6 protein-coding genes are annotated in these 22,001 nt (G+C 61.3%); 3 read left to right on the top strand and 3 right to left on the bottom strand.

From position 1 onward, the window contains the following. The first annotated feature begins 317 nt into the window (after positions 1 to 317). On the top strand, positions 318 to 3,542 hold the full coding sequence (locus BMI91_RS00145) for an STY4851/ECs_5259 family protein (protein WP_078603563.1): 3,225 nt from the start codon (positions 318 to 320) through the stop codon (positions 3,540 to 3,542). A gap of 11 nt (positions 3,543 to 3,553) precedes the next feature. After that, the gene (locus BMI91_RS00140; RefSeq protein ID WP_078603562.1) at positions 3,554 to 9,613 is read left to right on the top strand and encodes a DEAD/DEAH box helicase; all 6,060 of its coding nucleotides are present in this window, start codon (positions 3,554 to 3,556) and stop codon (positions 9,611 to 9,613) included. 371 nt (positions 9,614 to 9,984) lie between these two features. Here BMI91_RS00140 and BMI91_RS20190 read toward each other — a convergent pair whose 3' ends face one another. From BMI91_RS20190 to BMI91_RS00130, 3 genes are all read right to left on the bottom strand, one after another. Then, a complete protein-coding gene (locus BMI91_RS20190; RefSeq protein ID WP_244176517.1) occupies positions 9,985 to 10,368 on the bottom strand; it encodes a transposase in 384 nt (127 codons plus the stop codon). Further along, positions 10,368 to 10,781 (bottom strand): IS110 family transposase, encoded by a 414-nt coding sequence (locus BMI91_RS20325; RefSeq protein WP_425274910.1) that lies wholly within the window; start codon positions 10,779 to 10,781, stop codon positions 10,368 to 10,370. The genes BMI91_RS20190 and BMI91_RS20325 overlap by 1 nt, the downstream gene beginning before the upstream one ends. Before the next feature lie 170 nt (positions 10,782 to 10,951). Next, on the bottom strand, positions 10,952 to 13,561 hold the full coding sequence (locus BMI91_RS00130; RefSeq protein ID WP_078603561.1) for a 3'-5' exonuclease: 2,610 nt from the start codon (positions 13,559 to 13,561) through the stop codon (positions 10,952 to 10,954). A 765-nt stretch (positions 13,562 to 14,326) separates the two neighbouring features. Between BMI91_RS00130 and BMI91_RS00125 the strand changes: the two genes are divergently transcribed. After that, entirely contained in the window at positions 14,327 to 21,838 is a 7,512-nt protein-coding gene (locus tag BMI91_RS00125; RefSeq protein WP_093476815.1) for a UvrD-helicase domain-containing protein, read from the top strand. Positions 21,839 to 22,001: the final 163 nt, after the last annotated feature.

Raw genomic sequence — 22,001 nt, 5'->3', positions numbered from 1 at the left:
GCTCGGCTTCAATGTCGGTCGCTGTGCGGCAATTTTCAAAAAGTACCGCAGACTCAGATCCCCGGCTTCGACACGCCAGCGCTGATTTGGTCAAGTCCAAAATGTCAATATTGATAATTCCGGAAGAAATCCATTCGAATGAGTATTTTTTAGCATGATGCATTTGCATTTCGGGAAGACCTGTAGCCGTTCCGCAGTACAGCCTGTCAGTTTTGCAAATTGGCTTTGAGTTTTCGTCATGTCTGTTTTCTTTGAAAAGATATCTTGCTTCTTTTCGGTGGCGCCGACAGGGTTGAGTGCCGGGTAAGGAAATTAGGATGAATATTATTAACGACTTGGCCGACCTTTGCGGGGTGGATCCTGATGGTCGTCCTCTTCACGCATATCGCCTTGATGAAAATTGTTATACTCGTCTTGAGGATTTGGTTGAGCGAGGCCTGAAGCTTCGCAGTTTCCGAACTACTGCTGCACTGTTTGTACTTTGGGCGGCGGAAAGATATCGGAAGGAATATGACGGCGGCGGCCTTTCATGGGAGTTCCTTACCGATCCGTTGGGTATTACGCTCGACCAGCAACAGTTGCGTGAAGTGACAGGCACGGGCATGGCGCGCATGGGGCGCTCGGTTCGGCGATTGGGGAGCGGTGTCCAGTATCTCCGCGCTATCGCTGCGGAAGGCGGTATCCCGGTAAGGCTTTTGAGCGATCAGAGGGGCGGCTATCGCGCCGCGCTTGTCGGATTGGTGGCTGATCTTTCTCGCATCGGGCTGAGTTGCCCGCGCGATGTGGCATTGGGCTTCGCGGCACGGCGCACGCGGCGCCTTCCCTTGGGTTACCGCACGAGCGAATACCAAGCTCTCTTCGTGGATTTCGCATTCGAGGTCCTCGAGTTACGCGAACTTGCACCAGATGGTATATCAGCGCACGAGGTTGAGCCGTTTCTGGACCGGGTCAAGCCGGGTTGGAGGGAGGACCTTTCTCTGCGGCTCGATGGCAGCGCCGCGCGTAGTCTGCTATCGGACGCGGTCATTGTTTCAGCCCGTCATGGATTGGTAACAGATCCGATGACGCGGGTGCTGCGCCGCAGCGACACTTGCGACTGGTCTGCGTGGATCGAAGTTGAGGAAGCAGCAGAAATCGCGCCACAACTTGTTCAGGGTGTCGAGCCGGAACGACGGCGGCTGCGTCTGGCACCGGTTGGCGCGCTTGCCTCGGCCGTTCCGGATCTTCTCTTCTCACTGGATCGCGAAACTCAAGAGAGACCCTGGGACAGCCGCCGGATCAGTGGACGTCGCACCGCGCGCTTTCGATTTCCCCTGGATACTGGGGCCGAACTGATGGCCATGGCCGATGGTGTGTTCTTTGGTCGAGTGCGGCTCGCCGGTGGCGAAGCTATCGAGATCGATGCCGGTCCAACTTTCTGGAAGCTGGCGGAGATGGGAGAGGAAAGGGCCGAGGCACTTGCATATGCGGGTAACGCTGCCGTGCGGACGCGTGACCCGCACCTATGGATGCTCGCCCAGGAGAGCAAAGTTCCTCACTGTACTGAGACTCTCGTTGCAGAACTTGACGGGTCGGTGCCCGGCGGGACGATCTGGCGACTGTCGGGCAGTGGTCGCATCCTGATCGCGGGTGGCAACGCGCGGATCGAAACCGCGGCCAACGAGGATGCCCGCGAAGAGATTCAAGCAAATGGCCCATTGGAGTATCGCTTGCTCGACGCGCGCGGCACGCCAATAAATCGCGGCGTTCCGGTAATACTTCATCGGCAACCTGGACGCGGTTTCCGGCAACTGGTGGGAGCGGAACTGCGTCATCAAATGGCAGGGAGTCTTCTATGGCACGGCGGCCTCCCGTCGGAAACGATGATGGGGCGGGTTTCTTTCGCCGTTCGCGAAGGCGCCGGAGTTGGTGCCCGTATTACGGTGAACTTGGTCCCTCACAATTTCTCGGTCCGGGAGGTAACGCTTGGGGACGACCGACAAAGGCGGGTCCGTTTTGATGGCGTGCCACAAAAGTGGCTGCTTCGGTTAGCAGGTGGCAAGCCGCTGCATCCCGACGCCGACGGAGTCGTTGAAGTGAAGCTTGATGCTCCCACCGAAGACCAAGCGCGATTGCCCCTCACTTTGGCCGGCCCCGATGGGGCGCCACCCTTGACCTGGATCCTGAGCCTGCCGCGTCCCCGGGGCGAGTTCCAGACCGTGTCAGGCGAGACACTGGCTTCAAACCGGGATATTTCCATGCAGACTCTGAAGGACTGGCGTGTGGTGCCGGCAGAAGGAGGGCGGACAGATCTCCGCGTCCGTCTGCACAGCCCATCGGCAGGAGGTGCGCCGATCGTTAGCAGGAGGGTAGCGGTTGATCAGCCACTTTCGGCCTTTCGGCCGCTCCTCGAAGAAATGCTCGTGACGGGAGGCGCCGATGCCGAACTCAGGTTGAGGGTGATCACCGGCGCAGACCAATCGGCGCGGCTTCTCGTACGTCATGCGCTGGGGGAAACGCAGCTTTTGGGTGAGGACGTGTTGGTGCTCCGAGACCAGACGCCAGTGGATGATCCCGCACTCACGATCACTGCGGTCGACTTGGAGGACCCGACCCGCGTCGTTCAGACTGGTGCACGTGGCCTTTCGCATCTGGGCACCGGTCGCTGGTTCTTGTTGCCGCGCAAGGGTGGAGCCCCGATGCGGCCGCCTCGGCCCTTCGTCCAACCTAAGCCTGCCGAAGCCACGGAAAAAGACGCGCCCCGTCGTGTTGACCGGATAGCCTACTATGCTTCCCGTTTTTCAGGAGCCAACGTCGAAAATGACCTCTCTCGTTTGGCTGTGCTGTCCGAGACGTTGCTTGCTAACGGCGTTTCACCGTCAGCATTGGATGAGGTGCAAGCCTTGGCCCAAGTGCCTTCGGTTGCAGTGCGACTGCTGTTTCGGGTAGCTCCGTCCGACCTTGAGGATGTGCTGTCTTTGGACCTGCATGGGGGCGCGCGATGGTCTTTCATCAGCCCGACGGATTGGGCGAGAGGCTTCGCGGACGAAGCGGCGGCAATGCGCAAGACTCTGGTCGCGCTGCCCGCCCTTGCAGATAGGGCGGAAGAACATGCCCGCGACGCCGTTAGCGCACGTGCGGCGGATATCCTGCGCCTGCGCCCGGCATTGGAAGGACATGTCGCACTCGCAATTCAGAAGTTCGATCCAAGGGCAATTGCTTCTCTTGCTCAGCGCCTTGGCGGTCTTTCGCCAGGGCTGCAGGACCCCGAGGCGACGCTGCTGGAAAGCGCACGTGCGATCGTCAGCCGCCAAGCTGAGAACCCGCCTTCTTTGTATGCCCTGGCGGCTCGGCATCGTCCCTCTCGTTTCGATACTTTTCACCCAGACTTACGTGGCCTAATCGAAGCACCGCTTGTTGTGGCCGAGATCGCCTTCGGCCTGCGACCGCCGCCGACCACCAGGGAGCGGGTGGAGTTGCTGCTTGCCGCGCTGGCAGACCCGGCCGGTTACGAGGCCGCACAGCCGGCAGCAATCGCTTGGCTGGCGCATCAGTTAATCTGAGAGGACCGACAATGACCAATAACAGCACATTGCCAAGTTCTGGATATGACGCGATTCTCGCGCGCGTGAATGGCCGCGCGGCTGACGCCGTCTTGGGTAAAGGACGCGTGCGGTCGCGGAGCCTGCGCGAGGATCTATCAGAACGACTGCGCGGTCAGCCGGGGGGAGCTGATGCTTTTGTGGCCGACCCGGTCTTCGAAGCTTCGCGTGTTTGGGAACGGGCAAACAAGTGTCTCGACGACTTAGCCGGTAGTATGTTGCTGGAAGATCTTGTCGCAGCACTGGACCGCAAAACCTTGTTGGACGGCACCCCGAACGACCGACGCTGGCCGCGGCTCGGCGACGATGTAGCGCCGTATCTGCACCAGCTTCGAGCTTGGGAGGCTGCGGAGGCAGGCCGCAGTTTTATGGTCACCAGTGGCACCGGTTCGGGCAAGACTGAGTGTTTCATGATTCCGATGCTGAATGATCTCCTTCGCAGCTACAAACCTGGGGACACGGGCGTCCGGGGCATCGTGCTTTACCCACTGAACGCTCTGATCGATAGCCAGAAAGAGCGCCTCGGTGCATGGATGGACCCGCTGGCGAACCAGCTATCTTACGCGCTCTACAACCGCCACATGCCCGATACTGTGCCGGGGCCCAAGAGACGCGGCGCTCAGGTGATGGAGCGCCGGGCGATGCGCCAAGCGCCCCCCTCGCTCATGGTGACCAATGTCACCATGCTGGAATACATGCTGATGCGTGCGCAGGACCGGCCGATCCTTGAGAAGTCGCAGGGCACGCTGCGGTGGATCGTGCTGGACGAGGCGCATAGCTACGTCGGCGCACAGGCGGCGGAGATGGCTCTTCTGCTGCGCCGCGTGCGCGATGCATTCGGGGTGGCTCCCGAAGATGTCCGCCTTGCCGCGACGTCGGCGACCATCGGCGAGGGTGAAGAGAACAGGGAGACCTTGCGCCAGTTCCTCGCCGATTTGGCAGGCCTGAGTCCCGCACAGGTCGAGGTGATCGAAGGGCAGGAACGAGCGCCTAATCTGCCGCCAGAAGGCCCGGACGAAACGCTGGAGCCAGATGCAATGCCGTCTGCGCCCGATGCGCTGTGGCGCAAGTTGGCTCCGAATCCTCGATTGCGAAAGGTGCGCACCGCGATGCGCGATCGCGGTATCGGCCTTCGAGCGGCGGCAGCGTTGATGGGGCGTGAGGGCGATACGGAAGGCACGCTGCGCCTTCTTGAGGCGGGGGCGCAGGCGATTGACCCGGACACAGGCGTCGCGCTTGCCCCTTGGCGGCTGCATGTATTTCATCGGGCGCAAGGCGGGCTCTGGACCTGTGTTGATCCCGAGTGTCCCAAGCGCGACGAGGCCCTTCTGCAGGAAGGTGGAGACTGGCCCTTTGGTCGGATCCACTTCGCCGAAAGGGACAGGTGCGACTGCGGAGCACCGGTGCTGGAGATTGCAGCTTGCGACGAATGCGGCACGCCATGGCTGCGCGCGGAGATTGCCAATGACGGCCCGCATAGAATACTTCGCCCGGCTCGTGAGGTCGGGGTTGATGACGATTACATCCTGGATGTCGAACCCGAGGAGGATGGCGGTGAACTCGTCGCACCGCTCCTGTCCGAAAGTGTGATCGTCGGACCCGGAGACGACACGGGCGGAGAATTCCTTCGGGTTTCCGACGCGCACTTGTTCGAGCATCCAATGGAAGGAGATCGGGTTTTGCCGCTCACCGTCCTCGCGGAACAGGAACGTGGTTGTTGCGAGCGGGCTGGGCACAAAGGCGTTACCGTACGCCCACAGCGTTTCGGTGCGCCTTTCCTCATGGGCAACGCGATGCCGCTGCTCGTCGAGGCCGCTAAGTCAAGTAGCCATGATCATCCGGTGCCGTTCGGAGGGCGGCGCCTCCTGTCCTTTACCGACTCGCGCCAGGGCACCGCTCGTTTCTCCGCGAAGCTCCAGCAGGATGCGGAACGCACTCTCACACGCGCCATCATGTACCACTCGGTTCAGAACCGAGAGTGCAATCCGGAAAAAGCCTCCCAGATCAGGGCCACTATCGAAGCTCTCCGCCCGGCGGCCGCAGCCAATCCTTTGCTCGCAGCAAGCTTGGCAGAACAGGAGGCGGCATTGCACGAGGCAGAAGGATCGCCGAAGCCGCTGCTGTGGTCGGAGATGGTCCAGCGGATCGCGCAGAATGAGGAGTTCCGCAACTTCGCTCGCCCAGTCTGGCGAGACCGTCCTTCGAAGGGTGACGAGGCGTTGGCCACGCACTCCACGGCTCTGGCAGAACTCTTCCTCTACAGGGAAATGTTCCGACGTCCACGACTGCAAAACAACGCAGAGACGATGGGCCTCGCCCGACTTGTCTTCCCGGAGCTCGTCGCACAGGCACGCTTGTCCACTCCCGCCCCTTTGCGCGAAGCGTCGCACGATGATTCTGTCTGGGCCGATCTGTTGCATGCGGCCGTTGACCTTGTTTTCAGAACCAATCTGGCCATCCGCTTGCCCGAAGAGCCCGCAGACGTGCGACACTGGATTTCACCGAGAAGCGCCCTGGCTGCGGTCGTCGAGCCTGGTCTCAACAAGGAAGAGGTGTCCGGTGTTGATAACCCTCGTTTCTTTCCCAGTGCGCATTCCGATCGCTCCAACCTCGTCCGGCTTGTCTACCGCCTGATCGGCGGGAGCATCGATAGCGCAACCGATGTGGAAAGGGCCACAACGACACTCACGGCGATCTGGGAGCGGCTACGCAAGTCGGGAGCAATCGTCCAGGTCGCGCCCAGTGCCTGGCGCCTTGACCTCACGAATGCATCTATCGCGCCGGTCGAGACGGCATTTGAGTGCCCGGTCACCGGTCGTCTCCTGCCTTTTGCGCCGGGGAGGGTATCGCTGAACGCTGTGAACGCGGACGGGATTACCCGCGCCATTACGATGCCGACGTTGCCTAAGGCCGCCCCGATGGGCACATCGGTTGTTCAACGATCCGAGCTACGTGGCTGGCTCGAAAGCGACCCGGAGATCGCCGACCTACGCCTCGGTGGTCACTGGACGGATTTGCATGACCGGACCGTCGAGTTCACCCCTTTCCTTCGCGCTCAAGAGCATTCCGCGCAGATCGATCGGCCCAGCTTGCAGACCTACGAGAAGGCATTCAGAGAGGGCAGGATAAACGTACTGAACTGCTCGACGACGATGGAAATGGGCGTGGACATCCCTGACGTGGGGATCGTGGTAAACACAAATGTCCCGCCATCGCCGGCCAACTATCGGCAGCGCATCGGTCGAGCAGGCCGGCGGGGCGAACCTTGGGCCATGGCATTCACTTTCTGTAAGGATCTGCCGCTCGACAATATGATCTTCCGCGATCCTGGTAGGCTGCTCGGCGCTCAGGTTGCTGCGCCACAGGTTAGGCTCGACTCCACGATCCTGGTGCAGCGCCATGTCAATGCGGCTCTCTTGGGGCTCTTTCTACGCGAGAGTGGTGGGATGAGCGTTCGCACCAACATGGCCTCGTTCATGGGAGCGACAGAAGCGACAGATACGCCGTTTTTGCCTGACAGTGTGTCTGACGATTTCCTCGCCGCGCTCAAGGGCGATTGGGGTGCACAGAAGAATGTGGCGCAAGCGCTGGACCGGCTTGTCAGGGGGACCTGCCTCGCGGGTCACAAAGAGCTGACATCGCGCGCCCAAGCCGACTTCGCCGCAATGCGCAACCGGTGGCGCGATGAATACGAGCAACTCGTCGAAGCGCAAGCGGCTTATGCAGACAATGACCCCGCACATTGGCTCTACCGCAAACGTGCGAAACGCATGCGGGAAGAGTTCATGATGACCGAACTCGCCCGGCGCGGCTTCACACCATCCTATGGCTTCCCGGTGGATGTTGTGTCCTTCGATCATACTGGGAAAGGGGGGGGCGAGCCCGGGCCATCGCGTCCGCTGGATATGGCGATCCGGGAATATTCGCCGGGATGTGAAGTGGTGATCGACGGGCTGGTACATCGTTCCGATGGTGTTCTGCCGACATGGGGCAACCGTAACGATCCCGGCTCGGTCGAAGACCTCCGCACATTGTTCACCTGCCGATCCTGCAATCTATTCGGCACAACGCGACACGAGGCTGCCGACTGCCCGCGCTGCGGCAAACCGCTCGACCGAACAGAGCTCTTGCGTCCGGCGGGCTTTCTCGGAGCACGCCGTCCGCATAGTGCTTATGAACAACTGGCGTATGTGCCGCCCGATCCACCCCGTGTCTCGGCTGAGCCGGAGACCTGGGTATCGCTCCCCGATCCGGAGGTAGGCCGCCACCGCACTGCGCGCGAAGGGCGGGTTTTGGTCACCGCATCGGGCGAGCACGGTGACGGCTATGCGGTTTGCATCGCTTGCGGTCGCGCCGAGGCGGAGATGGGAGAGCGTGGCTCGCCGCTGCCCGCCGGGTTGGTCCGGCACCGGCCGCTTCAGAAACTGCGCGACAATCCGCGCCACGACGGGCTTTGCCCAGCGAACGATGACGCGTCCAGAAAGATCCGACGAAATGTAAAGCTTGGCACCGAAATGGTGACCGACGTGTTCGAGCTTCAACTGGATTCGCTGCCAATCAACGAAGCAGGAAAGGCCCTGGCAGCAGCCATCGGCGCCGCGCTGCGGGAGGTGCTTGGTTCACGATTGGGCGTGGATGCCGAGACCATGGGCCTCGCTGTCGCGCCCAGCCTGCGGCCCGACAAAGCCCGGCGGAGCGCGATATTCCTTTATGACAAGGCTTCGGGCGGATCCGGTTTTGCCTCGGCTGCGGATCGTGACCTGCCTGGGCTTCTGCGAGATGCTGCAGCGCGGCTTGACTGCCCTGCCGGTTGCGCAACCGGATGCCCTGAATGCGTATTACGGCGCGATCTCCAGTTTGGGACGCTGATGGATCGCCCCGGCGCGCTGAAAGTATTGGAGACGGAGATTTTGCCGCGGCTCGATCTTCCGGAGTCGTTGCAGCTGTTCGGGCCCTCGACACAAGCGGTAACGCGCCCGCTCGATGAATGGATCGATCGACAACTGGCACATCGTACAATCGAGCGGATGACTCTGTTTCTGACCGACCCACCTTCCGGTTGGGACATCGCCGATTGGCCCGGTACGCGCATTGCCGAAAATGCAGGTCGTTCTGGAGTGCAAGTCGCAATCGTTATGCGAACTTCGGACGTCCACCGCCTGGAGATGTCGCAGAAATTGGATCTTGTCCGTCTTGTCACCCGCGCACGCGCAAACTTGAATTTGGCAGAAGATCTACCCGCAGTAGGCGACAAGACTATCCTCGCTGAACTCTGCCTCAATGGGCGGGAGGTGGCCATAGCTGCGCCCGACGAATATGCCAGCCATGTAAACTGTCATTGGGGTGACGTGACCCGCGCGCTGGTCGTCCGTGGCCCTCGCGCGCCGCTGGCGGTAAGCGCGCCGCTCTCGTTGGACAAGCTCGCCGCCTACGGCGAGGGTAACTCTGCTCAAAAGGACGTCAGCACAGAATTGGATGGCGCGATCGGCCAGTTTGGTCGACGGTTCTGGGGTATCGCGAAAGGCCTGCGCCCGCAGATATTTGCCAACTCGACGCGTCTGGTGCGGGTTACTTACAATGACCGATACCTTCGCAGTCCACTAACGGGGCGCCTCCTCTACGAGGTATGGCGCACACTACCAATTGGTGACGCTGATACGCACCTTGAGATCGTGACTGAGACGCTTGGCAAAACCGAACGACCTGGCTTTCTACTCTGGCACAATTGGGAGACGGATGCACTCCGCCGCGATGTCCTCTCAGCTCTCTTCCCAAGCGCTTCGGTAATCATCGGTACGAAATCCGAGTGTGCCCATGCGCGGTTCTTCCGTTTTCATTTCGAAGATGGATCAGAGGCTTCACTTTTTCTCGATCAGGGGTTCGGTGCTTGGCGCGAAGCGGCGCAAAGGACCGCACGCTTCGATCATGATGTACACCCGAAATATCAGGCCCGCTCACTTCGAGAACTGAGGTTCGACGTGGCTTTGCAGGACGATGGACGTTTCCCTTCCCCTGTCTGGCTAAGCTGGTAGTGTACTTTCGTAATAGGCGTCTATTGATGTCGTAGAATTTTTGCCGCGCCAAATTTGAATTCGCTCCACCGTATTCCGGTAAGAAAATGGGAGTTAAATAAGGAAGGCTTGAATAACTCTACGCATCGCACCCTTCGCATAAGACACGTTCTCTGATTGCGGCTTCGTCAAGTGCGGATCGCGACGTCCGCCCGGGTCATGGTTCTCTCCGAGGTCGCAGCCTTTGCGCCTCACAATGGCGTTCGAGGGCGGATTGTCTCCAATGTCGTTAGCGGGGTTAGGATGATCGTTCGCCCCAACGTGTCTTGCGAGATTAATCTGCCTCCGTCCCATCAGGACTTCGCTTCCCGCCTTTCCGGCGAGAATTCAGATCAAGCAGTGGCCTCCTTCGTCCAGTGATACTCGGTTTCGTTCTTCCAGAGCGTCAGCATAAGGACGGCGATTTTGCGCGCCGTCGCAACGGCGGCTTTTCGGAAGCCGCGACGGCCAGCCAGGCGCACGGCCCAACTCTTCAGAGCCGAGAACCGTTTGACCTGTCGGATCACGGACGCAGCCGCTTCGAACAGCAAGCCGCGCATGGCGCTATCGCCGCATTTCGAGACCCGTCCGGACCAGTCGATCTCGCCGGACTGGTGCCGCTTCGGCGTGAGACCGAGGAAGGCGCCGACATCCGACGTCCGACCGAAACGGCTCGGATCATCGATCAGGGCGATGAAGCTGAGCGCATTCACTGGGCGAACGCCCGGAATGGTCATCAGCCGGCGCGCAACCGGTCGGACGCTTCAGTGCGGATATGGACGGGCGTGAACCAACCGGTGCGCGCCAGCTGAGCCAGACCTTCGGCGTCGCCTGCATCGGACTTTGTTGAGACGCGCTGACAAGCTCTTGTGCGCCTTCCGGGCATCGATGCAGGTGGCTGCCAAGCCAATGCGCTCGAGACCGTGCTGCAACCAGATCGACAACATCCCGCTCTCATGCACGATGCGGTTCGGCTCGAGCGACCGGTTGCGAAACCAGCCAGCGATGCCCTCGGGATCGGCGTGCCACGCGCCACGGTCTTGCCGTCCCTGTCCACGACACAGATTGAAATCTCTTTCAGCGACACGTCCAAACCAGCATAATTTTCCAAGGTCGTTCTCCTCACGGTTACTATCCATGAGGCCACCATACCGAACCTCGTTTGCCACCGGAGAGCGGCCGCCGCAATCACACCATATCGTTAACGGCGTAATTAGCGACGTGTCTTATATCCCCGCTCAAGTCTCAGGCAGGCGTTGCCAATGGCATTTCAGAGCGGACACCGCACCTTTTCTCATCGGTCCGTAGATCACTTTAGTTTCAAAATGCTTTGAGATTATCTCTTATTTCAACAGATGTCTTGGGGCCGAAGATGCCGCGAGCACGCGGCGAGGACTCGAGATCCTTCTTCAGGTCCCCGACCGATCTCCATTTCACTCTTTCCCGATTTCTTGTCAGACCGCGACCATCAACCAGCTCGCGAAGCTTCTCTTGGGCTTCATGCGATAGACCCAGAGCATATCCAGTGTAACAATACTGCTCACCATTCAGCGCGCCGATATCGCTGTCGTCGCTCTCCTCTATCTCGGGGAGCTTTTCTGGCGCCAGCGTCATGAATTCAGTGTTCAACTCTTCAACCTCGTTCCAGTCAAAGAAGGAAAGCTTTTTCCTCGCAGACTGCAGCCACGGGCTCGGCTCTCCATGATACGATAGATACAGGTCATTCTTTGCGCGGGTCATCGCAACATAAAGCCGGCATCCATCGCGATACATCTCATCGATTGGTGCATCATGAGGCGGTAGCACCCCTTCGCAGCAATTGACGATCACAACCAGGTCGAATTCATACCCCTTGGTTTGCTCGAGATCGGAGAGAACGAGATCTTCGCGTAGGAAGCCTCCGCTGCCATCGAGGGCCCGCAAGCCCAGTTTATTGGCAAATCTCCCCACTTCACATGTTGAGTACCCTGCAAGAGCAATACAGCAATTGGAATTTGGATGCTGATGCAGGTGCGAACGAACAATGGTCCTTGCATATCCAATTTCTTCCTCCAAAGAACCTGCCTTCAGCACGAGGGGCTCATTCGAGGAACGATTTGCGTATTTTGGATCGAGGATCTCAAGATCCTTTTCGGGACGATCCAGCATTTCATCATGCAGGTTTTGGTAGAGCACATGATACGCCGCCTCCAGAATCTGCCTTGTGTTACGGTAATTGCGCTGAATCCTGCGTCTCCGACCGCTGATGTCGATACCGGCTTCCGGAAGTACACGATGCTTGGGTAGGATGTGTTGCGCTATGTCCCCGCACAGGAAGATATCATTGGGGGCCGGAGGCACCAATTTCCGCAGGATCGAGAGTTCCATTGTCCCAAAGTCTTGCGCCTCGTCGATCACCACCCTCGTGAAGCGATTTGAGAGCTTGTCCTTGTAGCGTAGGAGCGCTGTGGTCAGACCCAGATAATCGATGACGCCGACGGCCTCCATCTTCTGCTCCCACCCGTAGAGCCCCTTCAGAATGGCTCGCCGCCACTCTTTTTGGATAGGATGTGTGCGACCCAAACGCTCGGTCTTGGTAGTGTCAGCATAGTCGGGTCGCTTATCCGGCGGCAGTGCCGTGCGGATCCAGTCAAACTCCTCGCGAAGATACGCTTCTGAGTTGATACTTTGCACGTAAAGGCTTTGGTGTATCGGGACCAGCACCTCGGCAGTTCGGGAGTTCGTCCAGCAGCGGTAATACTCTCTGAACACCTCATCAATGTGTTCATTGAGCTTCCATGAAACAGCGTCGTAATAGTGCGCTCTTTCGGGTTCGAACTCGCCCAGAAGTTCTTGGCACAACTCAAAGAAAGAGGTCACCTTTACCCGCGACCGGAGTTCCGCGCTGTCCGCTGCAGCGTCTACCAGATTTGAGATCAGCCCCGCGAGGCTTCGGTTCAAGGTAACCAAGAGAATTTTCTCACCTTCGCTGGAACCAGCGAGCCGGAGCGCACGACGCACTGCTATGCAGGTTTTGCCGGACCCGGAAACACCTGAGAGTTGCGAAGGGCCTTCGAATTCCTCTTTCACGATCATTTCCTGTTCAGGATGCATGAAAAGCATCCACTCAAGGTGATCGCCTTCGAGGGAGAAGCGGTCCAGCCATTCGAGATATTCTCTCGATCCGACGACAAGGCGCCTGATTGTGTCGCCGTCCTTGACCGCGAGCACTTCAGACAAGTCACTGCATTCAATCGTCTTCGTACGGCCGAGGAATTCATCAATGCGCAGCTCGGCATTCTCGACACCGTCCGCTGCCAAATGGCAAAGAACGTCCTGAACAAGGTTCCTCCTGTCCGGCGCCAGGATGTCCGCGCAGATCCCTTGGATCTCGTTTGCTGTCACGGTTCCTCTCAGCTGGCTCAACTTCAAAACTGCCCGCGCCGGCACGCCTTCCAGGAGTTCATCAACCCGGAGTGCAGAGAGTTTTCCCAGAATGGGTCCTTCAGACGGCCTCGGCGAAGGAGACAATATGACGCCTTCGTCGGGAGCGGACTTGTAGATAGGCATCAGGGTACCGGCTTCCTTATCGAAGGCCACCTCAAGACCCTTGTTTCTGTCCAACCACTTCTCACAGGAGTCGTGGTTGCCGACGAACAAGAGAATTATGCATTTGTTAGCTTGTTGAGTTATAAGGCGGAAGCCATCGCCCAGATCAAACTTCACACATGACCTTATTCTGCTCTCGCCATGATTGGTGATCGGAAATCTCTTCAGATCCTCTAATCCACCATGACTGATTGCCTCGATAATGCCTGAGGCCTTTTCAAAGCGCTTCCTGTTCTGCCCCCCCAGCCTAAACAATTTATGAAGTGAAGAGTCGAAATCCTTGTGTCGAAGCAGCGCAAAACTCGGCTCTTTCGAATTTGTATCATTAACTCGTTTAGGCATAATCGAATCTCATCAGTCTTCTATATACTGGCACATTCACTTTCGGCCGGCCTTTGCGTCAAGCGGCATGTAGTTCAACTGCAGGCTTCAAGGGGAGGGGGGGGATACTCGCTCGAAATATTGTGTACCTCCAGTCCAGTTCAGCACCATCTTGGTCCGGACGAACAGCGCGTCATTTGGGCCGCAGCGGACTCAGAACCGATTTGCGGTAATGCAGCATCAGGTTTTTGGTCTTGAGCCGAATTGAAACCGTTGGCAGTACTGTCTCGGTTGGTCTGTATCTGCGCATCGCAATCTTCGGTAGAGGAGGCAGCAAGAGTAGCTCGGCGCTTCGGTCCGTGAATGTCTTCTTCGACCCGTCTGAGCAGGTGATCCCCTGAGTGCAGCGCTTCACGGTCGTGCCAAGTGCCTCATGACGTCTGTCACCGGCGCGGAGGGCGGAAACCGGGCTTTCTCCACACGCGCGAGCGAAGCCCTCCCTTCTTCAACTGGCAAGCGAGTATCCATCTGGTTCACGCAGTCAGTCCGTTGCGATCGACAGAGGGGAGGCAGAACAGCACCGCCTTAGCAAACGCATCTTGGCTTCAATCCCGCCGCGATCCCAGTCGATTGCGGGAGCTGGTGAGAGCTGAGCAGCGTATAGACGCTGGCGCGATGGTTTCCACAGCTCCATGCGCCAGTTCTGGCCCTCTATTTGGACGTGAATGTTGAAAGATACGTTTTGTTATTGTCGTTCAGTTTATCAGCTGCAACTGTGCAATTTCAATGAATTTTCCAAAAAAGCATACTGCATTGCCACTCTCCGAACTTGCCGCTCATACGGACCCACCGACCCTGCCCGCCATTACCCCGAAGGCGCTTTTGAAGATGCCCTTCCTCGCCACGGTCGAAACGGTCGTCTCGACACGGGGCTTTGGGTTCTTGAGGATCGAGGGCAGCAAGGACGAGATATTTTTTCATGCCACGTCCGCCCTGTCGAACGAACAGGCCCTATTCCTGACGCTGAAGGAGGGAGACAGGCTGCTGTGCCAGATTGGCAGTACGCTGCGAGAACCATCCAAGCCCGCTGCCGTGCTCTGGACCCCGGTCGCCGGGCGAGACTGGACGAGCACGGGTACACCGGGCAGTCAGACGGAGCTGGACCGGATCCGGCGCCATCTCTTCGGGAAAGCCGGCACGGAGGAGATCGGACGTATCGTTGCGGCAGGCTGGTATCGCCGCAAATGGAAGGGGGGGGCACCCACCGATCTGGAGGATCCGGTCCTGCAGCAGGTCTACACCACTGCGCTGGCCGCGCTGAGGCCCGGCGAGCTCCCCAGCCGCCTTCATGCTGCGCAAGGTAGCCCTTTTGCCTTCGTGGCGGCCCTCGATCCGATGTCGGATGTCACCGAGCTCTCCGCCCTGCTGACGACCTTCGCGCCCGGTCAGCTCTCGGCGGTTTGCGCGCCCCGGGCGGAGTGGGTACAGACCTCGGGACCTCGGGGCAAAGCAGGGCGCTTGTCCGAGGATCAAAAGGTTGCCCTGCTCAGTTGGGCCGCGCTGAGCGGCGCCGATGACCCAGAGAGCTTCCGGGCCACATGGCTGAAGGGCGACGGAGCGCATGAAGCGACTTTCGCGCGGCAATGGCTGACATCTGGAGAGACGGTGCCCCGGCCACTGCTGTCCTGGCTGATGAGCCTACTCGAAAAGGATCTGCTACAGGTCGGCGACCTGCGCAACCTCGCGTTCCGGGATGCGCATGCGGGCCTCGTCCTGCATCACGCGCTTTCCGACGAGGAACAGGCACGCCTTCAAGAGAGCTGGGTGCGCGATCCCTCGGCGATCGAGGTGGCGCTGGAAGACGAGCCCGCGCTGGCGGGACGGTTGCTGCAGACCACCGTGCTTGCGCTCGATCTCGAGGCGGACGGGGCGCGGATCCGTCAGCTCGGACAAGCCGATCACCGCGGCAGTACGCGCCTCGAGGGCAGCCGCCTTGCCGGGAGCCTGCAACAGGGTTTGCCCGATTTGATAAACGCCTTGACGCAGGCACGGCTGGCGGTTGGGCACAACGCGATTGGCTGGGACTGGCCCATCCTGTCGCGTGCCGTGCCCTCCCTTCCCGGAACGCCCATCTGGGATACGCTCCTTGTCGCCTTCCTGCTCGAGCCCCAAGCTCTGTCTCATGCGCTTGGGGGCGATCACACGGCCGATGCCGATGCCCGCGCGGCCTTCGAGCTCTTCCGTCGACAGGCCGAGCGCTTCGATTCCTCCGTGCATGAGGCGATTCTGACCGGATGCTGCAGGTCCACGGAAGAGCTATTCACGCGGCTCGTGGAAGCGGGGCGTGACGACCTATCCGTTGCCCGAGCCACGCCCGCCGTCCTTGAGGCAGTCGATCGTGACCAGCCACTGCTGCTGCCGGATCGGCTCCTGCAACTGCTGGATTGGGTGCCGGGGTACGTGATCGCGCCCGCCGACCCAGAGACTCCGCTCGATCCAGCCTTGCTCGAGATCCGGCCGATGCGCCTGTTCGAAGAGCTGACGGCGGCGCAACGGCGGACGCCTGTGGTCGAGGTGCTGATGGCGGTGTTGCAACGGGCACAGGCACAAGGGGTCTCCGTGCGTCGTAACATGGTGCCGGGCTGGTTGACTGAGCGGCTGCCCTGGCTGGAGGCCGCGCTGAATGGGGCCGCGGGGCTGCCCGACACGGAGCCCGGCTGCCGGGTTTCCCCGCTTCCCGCTTCGCTGCAGTGGTGGGCGCAGGCGGAAACGTGGTCCGGGCAGGCCATGCTCCCCGACGGGCCGCGAATGATCGTCGCGCGCTCAGAGGCTCCCGCCGGGGCTCTCACGACGACCCCGATCCGTGAAGGCACCATTCTCCTGGACCTCGTTGGCGGGACGAGCTGGGCTGTGTGGGATCCGGCAGCGGACCGGCTGGAGACCGGCGGGAGCTGGCGGAGCTTCCACATTATCACCGTGCCAAGGACGGTGGTGCCGGTAAAGGGACCGGGCAGCCCGCGGATGAGCAAGCCGCTGTTGGTCTCTCGCCAGACCACGGTGCGCGATCCTGGTTCCCGGACGCAGGCCGGATACTGGTCAGAGCAGCTGGCGACGCTTCGCAGCCTGCCCGCGGAGAGCAATGCGGTGCCGATCCTGCTGGTGAGCAGCACTCGCAGCCGGACGATGTTGGGGCTTCTGGAAACGGCGCTGACCGAGCTGGGGCTGGGAGAGAAACAGCCCCAGCATCGCAGCCGGCGCGACCAGCTGAAACGGGCAGTGGCCAACAGGCTCTCCCTCGTCGCCGGTCTCGATGCGTGGCGCGACTGGGCTGCGCTGGCGAAGGATGCCGGGGTCACCCTCCAGCCGGTCGTGGACGCGGCCCCGCTGGAGGAATGGTACGCGCTGGACGCGCTGGAGGCCCCCGCCGCGTCCGAGCAGGAGGAAGGCCAGGATGACGGGCCACGCGAGATCTCCACGTCCATGCTGCTCGACGGGATCGACAAGCGGGTGGAAAAGTGGCTGCGGCCATGGCTGCGCGAGACCGGTTTGGCGGAGAGCGCCAGGGTTCCCATCCTGCTTGATCCCCGGCTTGAGGATACGCGGCACTTTACGGGAGGTGCTTTCAAGTGGCTTGCGGTCGAGCTCGCGCCCTGGACCTCCGAGGAAAGCCGGCGGATCGAGACGGTCTTCACTCCGTTGCAGATCGAACGGGAAGAGGCCCCCTCCGGGATGGCCGCGATGGAGCACTTCCTGGTGACGCACTGGCAGCCATCCGGCGCGGCGGGCAGCAACCCCGTGACCGGGTTCAAGCCGACACAGCTCGAGGCCATGGAGCATATCCGTGACCGCCGGGCCGATGTGATGATCACCCTGCCGACTGGAGAAGGCAAATCAGTGCTCTTCCAGGTGCCGGCCCTGGCCCGCGGCCTGCGCAATCGTCGGCTCACCCTCGTGATCTCGCCGTTACGGGCGCTGATGCGAGACCAGGTCCTGCGCCTGCATGAACAGGGGTTCGAAGAATCCGTCGACTTCCTCAGCGGAGACCAGTCCCGCGAAGAACAACGCGAGGTCCTGCAAGGCGTTCTCGACCAACGAATCGTGATGCTCTACGTCGCGCCCGAACGGCTGCGCGTGGACAGTTTCGTCGATGTACTGCGGCGTCGGATCGAGGCGGACGGCGGGCTGGAATATATCGTCTTCGACGAGGCACATTGCATCAATCAGTGGGGCTACGAGTTCCGCCCCGACTACTTCTTCGCCTTCAGTTCCCTGATGTCGCGGCTGCGGACTGGCCGCCTTCCGGACCCGACGCCGGTTTTGCTGCTCTCGGCGACGCTTACGGCCTCGGACCGTCGGCGGATGCGCGGGCTGCTGGAACGCCTGTCACAGGATCCGGACCGGTTGCCGCTCGCGATCTGTCCCGATCCGACGACGCAGGTCAGCCCGCTGCGCGCGCATATCCGTGTTCGCACGCATCAGATGCAGGGCAACATCTTCGAGCCGGATGGAAGGGCACTGCAGGAGCGGATCCCGGAGGTCGTGCAGGTCATCCGGACGGCCCGGAGGAACGTCGAAGAGACCGGACAGCGCAGTGCGGTGCTGGTCTTCGTTCTCTCCCGCTCTCACGCCGACACGCTGGCGGAGCAGCTGACGCGCGAGACCGGGCGGGAAGTCGAGAGCTTCCATGCCGGTCTCGATGGCGCCACGCGCGAGGACATCTACGATCGCTTCCGGAGCGGTGAGTTCGATGTGCTGGTGGCGACCAAGGCCTTCGGGATGGGGATGGACATCCCTGATATCCACTGGGTCGTGCATCTGGCGTCTCCCGGATATCTGGAGGATTACCTGCAGGAGGTGGGCCGGATCGGGCGCGGTGTCAGGGAGCGCGAGAAGGCGGGGCTCGACCGTCTCAACGCGCTGATGCTGTACTCGGGGCAGGATTTCGAGGCTATCAGGAGCATGCGGGCCGAGAGCGAACTAAGAGTGCCGCAGATCGATGAGATAGAGAAGCACATCCTTGAGGCGGTCGAGGCGGTCGGAGACAGCCCCATAGCCTTTGTCCCCCAGGACGGCTTCTCCGTCGAAAAGTACCGGACACCAGCGAAACGTCGGGGCGATGCCACGCGCCTGCGCCTGGCGCTCCACTGGTTGGAGGAGGCAGGGCATTTCCTGCAGGCGGGCACGGTGCCGGACCTGCTCGAGATCCGCTTCTCGCCGGTTCGGCTGAAACGAGTGTCCGAGGAGGACAGCTTGGCGGGGAAGGTCGCGGCGGCCATCTTGGAGGCGACGTCCAGCGTGCTGACCGAGAGGGTGCAGGCGCTTCCGGAGCTGATGCAGAGGATCTTGGGCAGCGTTGGTCTGCGGACCGGTGACGACGAGCGCTCCGGGGAACGCAAGGCCGTCATTAACCTCTCCCGGATCCGGCGCCACTGCCGGATGGAGAGCCTCGACGCGACCATGTCCGTTATCGCGGACCTCGCGCGCCGCGAGGCACTGACGCCCGTCTGGGTGATCGACTACACGACGCGGCCCGTGTTGTCCGAGAGCGAGACACATATTCGGACCCTGATGGAGCGGGTGACGGAGGCAGTGCGGCGGTTGCTCGGAGAGCTTCGCGGCACGGGCACTTTCCGCTTCGATCCGCACGACTGGTACGATCCGGCGCCATTCCGGCTGGTCGATCCCGAAGTTCGGAAACTTCCGAAGCAGTCCCGCGAACAGGTCGAACTCATCTTGCGGGAAGACCGATTCCGGCGCAGCTACATCAACGGCTTCCGCACCCTTGCTCGGGTGGTCGGAATCAGCCTTAAGCAGGGGCTCGACCCGAAGAGCGATCGTCTCTACTGGCAGGCCCGCTGCGCTGATGCCGAAGGCCGGATCGCGGCGCAGCGTCTCGATCACCTCCTGCCGCAGGCCGCGGCCCTGTCGCGCCTGTTCCCCCCGAACACGAAGGACGGGAGCCTCGAGGTCGCGGATATCATTAACGGGATGCAGGAGGCGCATCCTGTCGGGACGTTCCATGCCTCGGATCTCTCCAGCCTGATCCGCCTGTTGTCGTCGCTGGGGCTCGTAAGCACCTCGCCTGATCTGTTGCCGCCGTCCTACGTGCTGCAGCCGCAGGGACGCGCGCCGGGGCTGGGACAATACCCCGAACTGGTCGAGGAGCTCGACAGCGTCAACCGCTTCGCTGAGACGCGGATTTTCGGCATGGAGGTTCATGCTAATCTGCCCGAGGAGGCACGGGACCGGTTCGTGCCGGGCTACTTCGCTTGTCCCGACGTAGATGCGCTCAAGGGCTTCGTCGACGAGCAGCTGGGCGAGATCGAGGACGAGACTGGGATCTTCGCCGAGAAGCGCGACCAGCTCCGGGCGACCCGCGCGACGGAGTTCTTCGATTTCTACCGGGCCTCGCCGGAGCCGGCGCAATGGGAGGCGATGCAGCATCCCTACGACCGCCACTTGCTGGTGAATGCGGGACCGGGTGCGGGCAAGACGTCCGTGCTCGTGGGCCGGATCGTCCATCTCATCCGCGAGCAGCATGTGAAACCGTCCGAAATCATGGTGCTGGCCTTTAACCGCGCCGTGGTCTTCGAGATCCGCAAGCGGGTCCGGGACCTGTTCCGTTCACTCGGCTACGCGGCCTATGCGTCCCGCGTCCGGGTCCATACCTTCCACGGTCTCGCGATGCGCCATCTGGGGGATACGGCCCCTTCCGAGCCCGAAGAGCTCCTACCGACCTTCGCTCGCATGATGACATGGGATGCAGCGTTCAGGGCCAGTGTGGCCGGCGAGTGCCGGGCGCTTCTGATCGACGAGTTCCAGGACGTTAACGAGGAAGTCTACAAGATTATCCACGCGCTGCATGCAGGTAGCGGGGACCGGGCGGGGGTCATGGCGATCGGGGATGACGATCAGGACATCCTGCGCTGGAACCGCAAGCCAGTCCGTTTGGGTTGGGGGCGCCTTGCGGGGGAAGCCGGAGGCATTTTCGCCGACCATTACTTCGTTCGTTTCAAAGCGGATTTCGGCGGCGCGGACCTGTCCGAACTGACACTGGGCGTCAACTTCCGTTCCAGCCCGGAGATCGTCGAGAAGAGCCAGGAGATGATCAATGGCTTCTTCGGGCGCCGGACCCTGTCGCGACGGCTCAAGACCGGCCGGCTGCTTGCCGTGGACGGGGCGCCGTCGGGAACGGTGGAGCGTATCAATGCGCAGAGCTGGAGCTGGGAACGAACACTGCAGGACGTCCGCGCCACCAGCCGGCGGCTTTTGTCGGAGAACCCTGGAACTCTCGCGGTCCTGTGCCGCTCCAACGACGAGGTGGCCAGTGTCCACCGGGCGCTCTCCGACGTCTTCCCCATCGTCACCGTGCAGAGCAGCGACAACATCGCAATCCGCTCGCTCCGCCACGTGGCCCTATGGCTGGATCTGCTCGAACGCGAGATCGCACAGCAGGACCAAGCCCTCACCGATCCGCTGCGGACACGCCTGCTGGAGACCTTCGACGCAGAGACGGACATTCCCGAAACTCGGGCCGGAGGCCGGATGGACCCGGATCTCTCCGTGCTGTGGGACCTCTGCGCACAGGAAACCGTGTTCCCCTATCTCTCGACGCTGTTCGAATTCCTGAAGGATCTGCGCAGCGACGAGCTGAAACGCCTCCTCGGTTCCACGCGACCCGAAGGCGAGATCCTCGTCTCCACGATCCACAAGGTTAAGGGGCTGGAATACGACAACGTCGTGGTGCTGCCGTCCCGCATGTCCTTCGGGGGCAGAGGCGCAGAGATCGAGGCGAATGCGGCCGAAGAGGCGCGGCTGCTCTACGTCGCGCTGACCCGCGCTAAGTCCCGGCTGGTGTTCCATCTGGGAGATCGCGAACTTGCGTGGGCGGGAAAGACTATCGCGCCGTTTGCGGGCACGCAGGACGGTGGCTGCATCCTGACTGGAACACCGAAGGAGGTCTTCATCAGTTGGTCGATGAACCAGTCACACTCCAATGCGGATCCCGGGCGCACGCAGACCTATATCGAGACATCGGTGGCGGTCGGCGATCCGATCCGGATCGAGGCGCCGGACCGATGGGCCGGGAAGGCGCTGATGCACCAGTCGGAAACGGGGGGCAGCCGCCAGATCGGGGTGCCGTCCAAGGCCGTCGGGCAGAGTGGCGGTGTCTCGGATCTGAAGGTCAGCGCGGTGATCCGCTACGAGTCCAAGCCCGATGACCGTGCGCAGCCTTGCCCGAGGGTCGCGGCACAGGGGTGGGGCTATGTCGTCTTGGTCGAAGGGGTGCTGCGCTGAGGCCCGAGGCTACAGCTCCGGCGGATTGCACCCTGCGTTCGTCAGGGCGTGCGTCATGGCTGGCCTCAGGTGATACGGAGGGAGTGGAACGCGATGTCCGGGATGTCGAGGAGGTTCTGAGTGCTGGGCAGGCGGGGCGCTTCGGCTGCGGAACGAACTACGT

The organism is Thioclava sediminum (genome assembly GCF_002020355.1).
Lineage (GTDB): Bacteria > Pseudomonadota > Alphaproteobacteria > Rhodobacterales > Rhodobacteraceae > Thioclava > Thioclava sediminum.
The sequence above is the reverse complement of the archived record's forward strand: the minus strand, read 5'-3'. Positions and strand labels throughout refer to the sequence as shown.

Coding starts and splice junctions, on each gene's coding strand:
- BMI91_RS00145 (WP_078603563.1), top strand. CDS start 318: ATGAATATTATTAACGACTTGGCCGACCTTTGCGGGGTGGATCCTGAT.
- BMI91_RS00140 (WP_078603562.1), top strand. CDS start 3,554: ATGACCAATAACAGCACATTGCCAAGTTCTGGATATGACGCGATTCTC.
- BMI91_RS20190 (WP_244176517.1), bottom strand. CDS start 10,368: ATGACCATTCCGGGCGTTCGCCCAGTGAATGCGCTCAGCTTCATCGCC.
- BMI91_RS20325 (WP_425274910.1), bottom strand. CDS start 10,781: ATGGTGGCCTCATGGATAGTAACCGTGAGGAGAACGACCTTGGAAAAT.
- BMI91_RS00130 (WP_078603561.1), bottom strand. CDS start 13,561: ATGCCTAAACGAGTTAATGATACAAATTCGAAAGAGCCGAGTTTTGCG.
- BMI91_RS00125 (WP_093476815.1), top strand. CDS start 14,327: ATGAATTTTCCAAAAAAGCATACTGCATTGCCACTCTCCGAACTTGCC.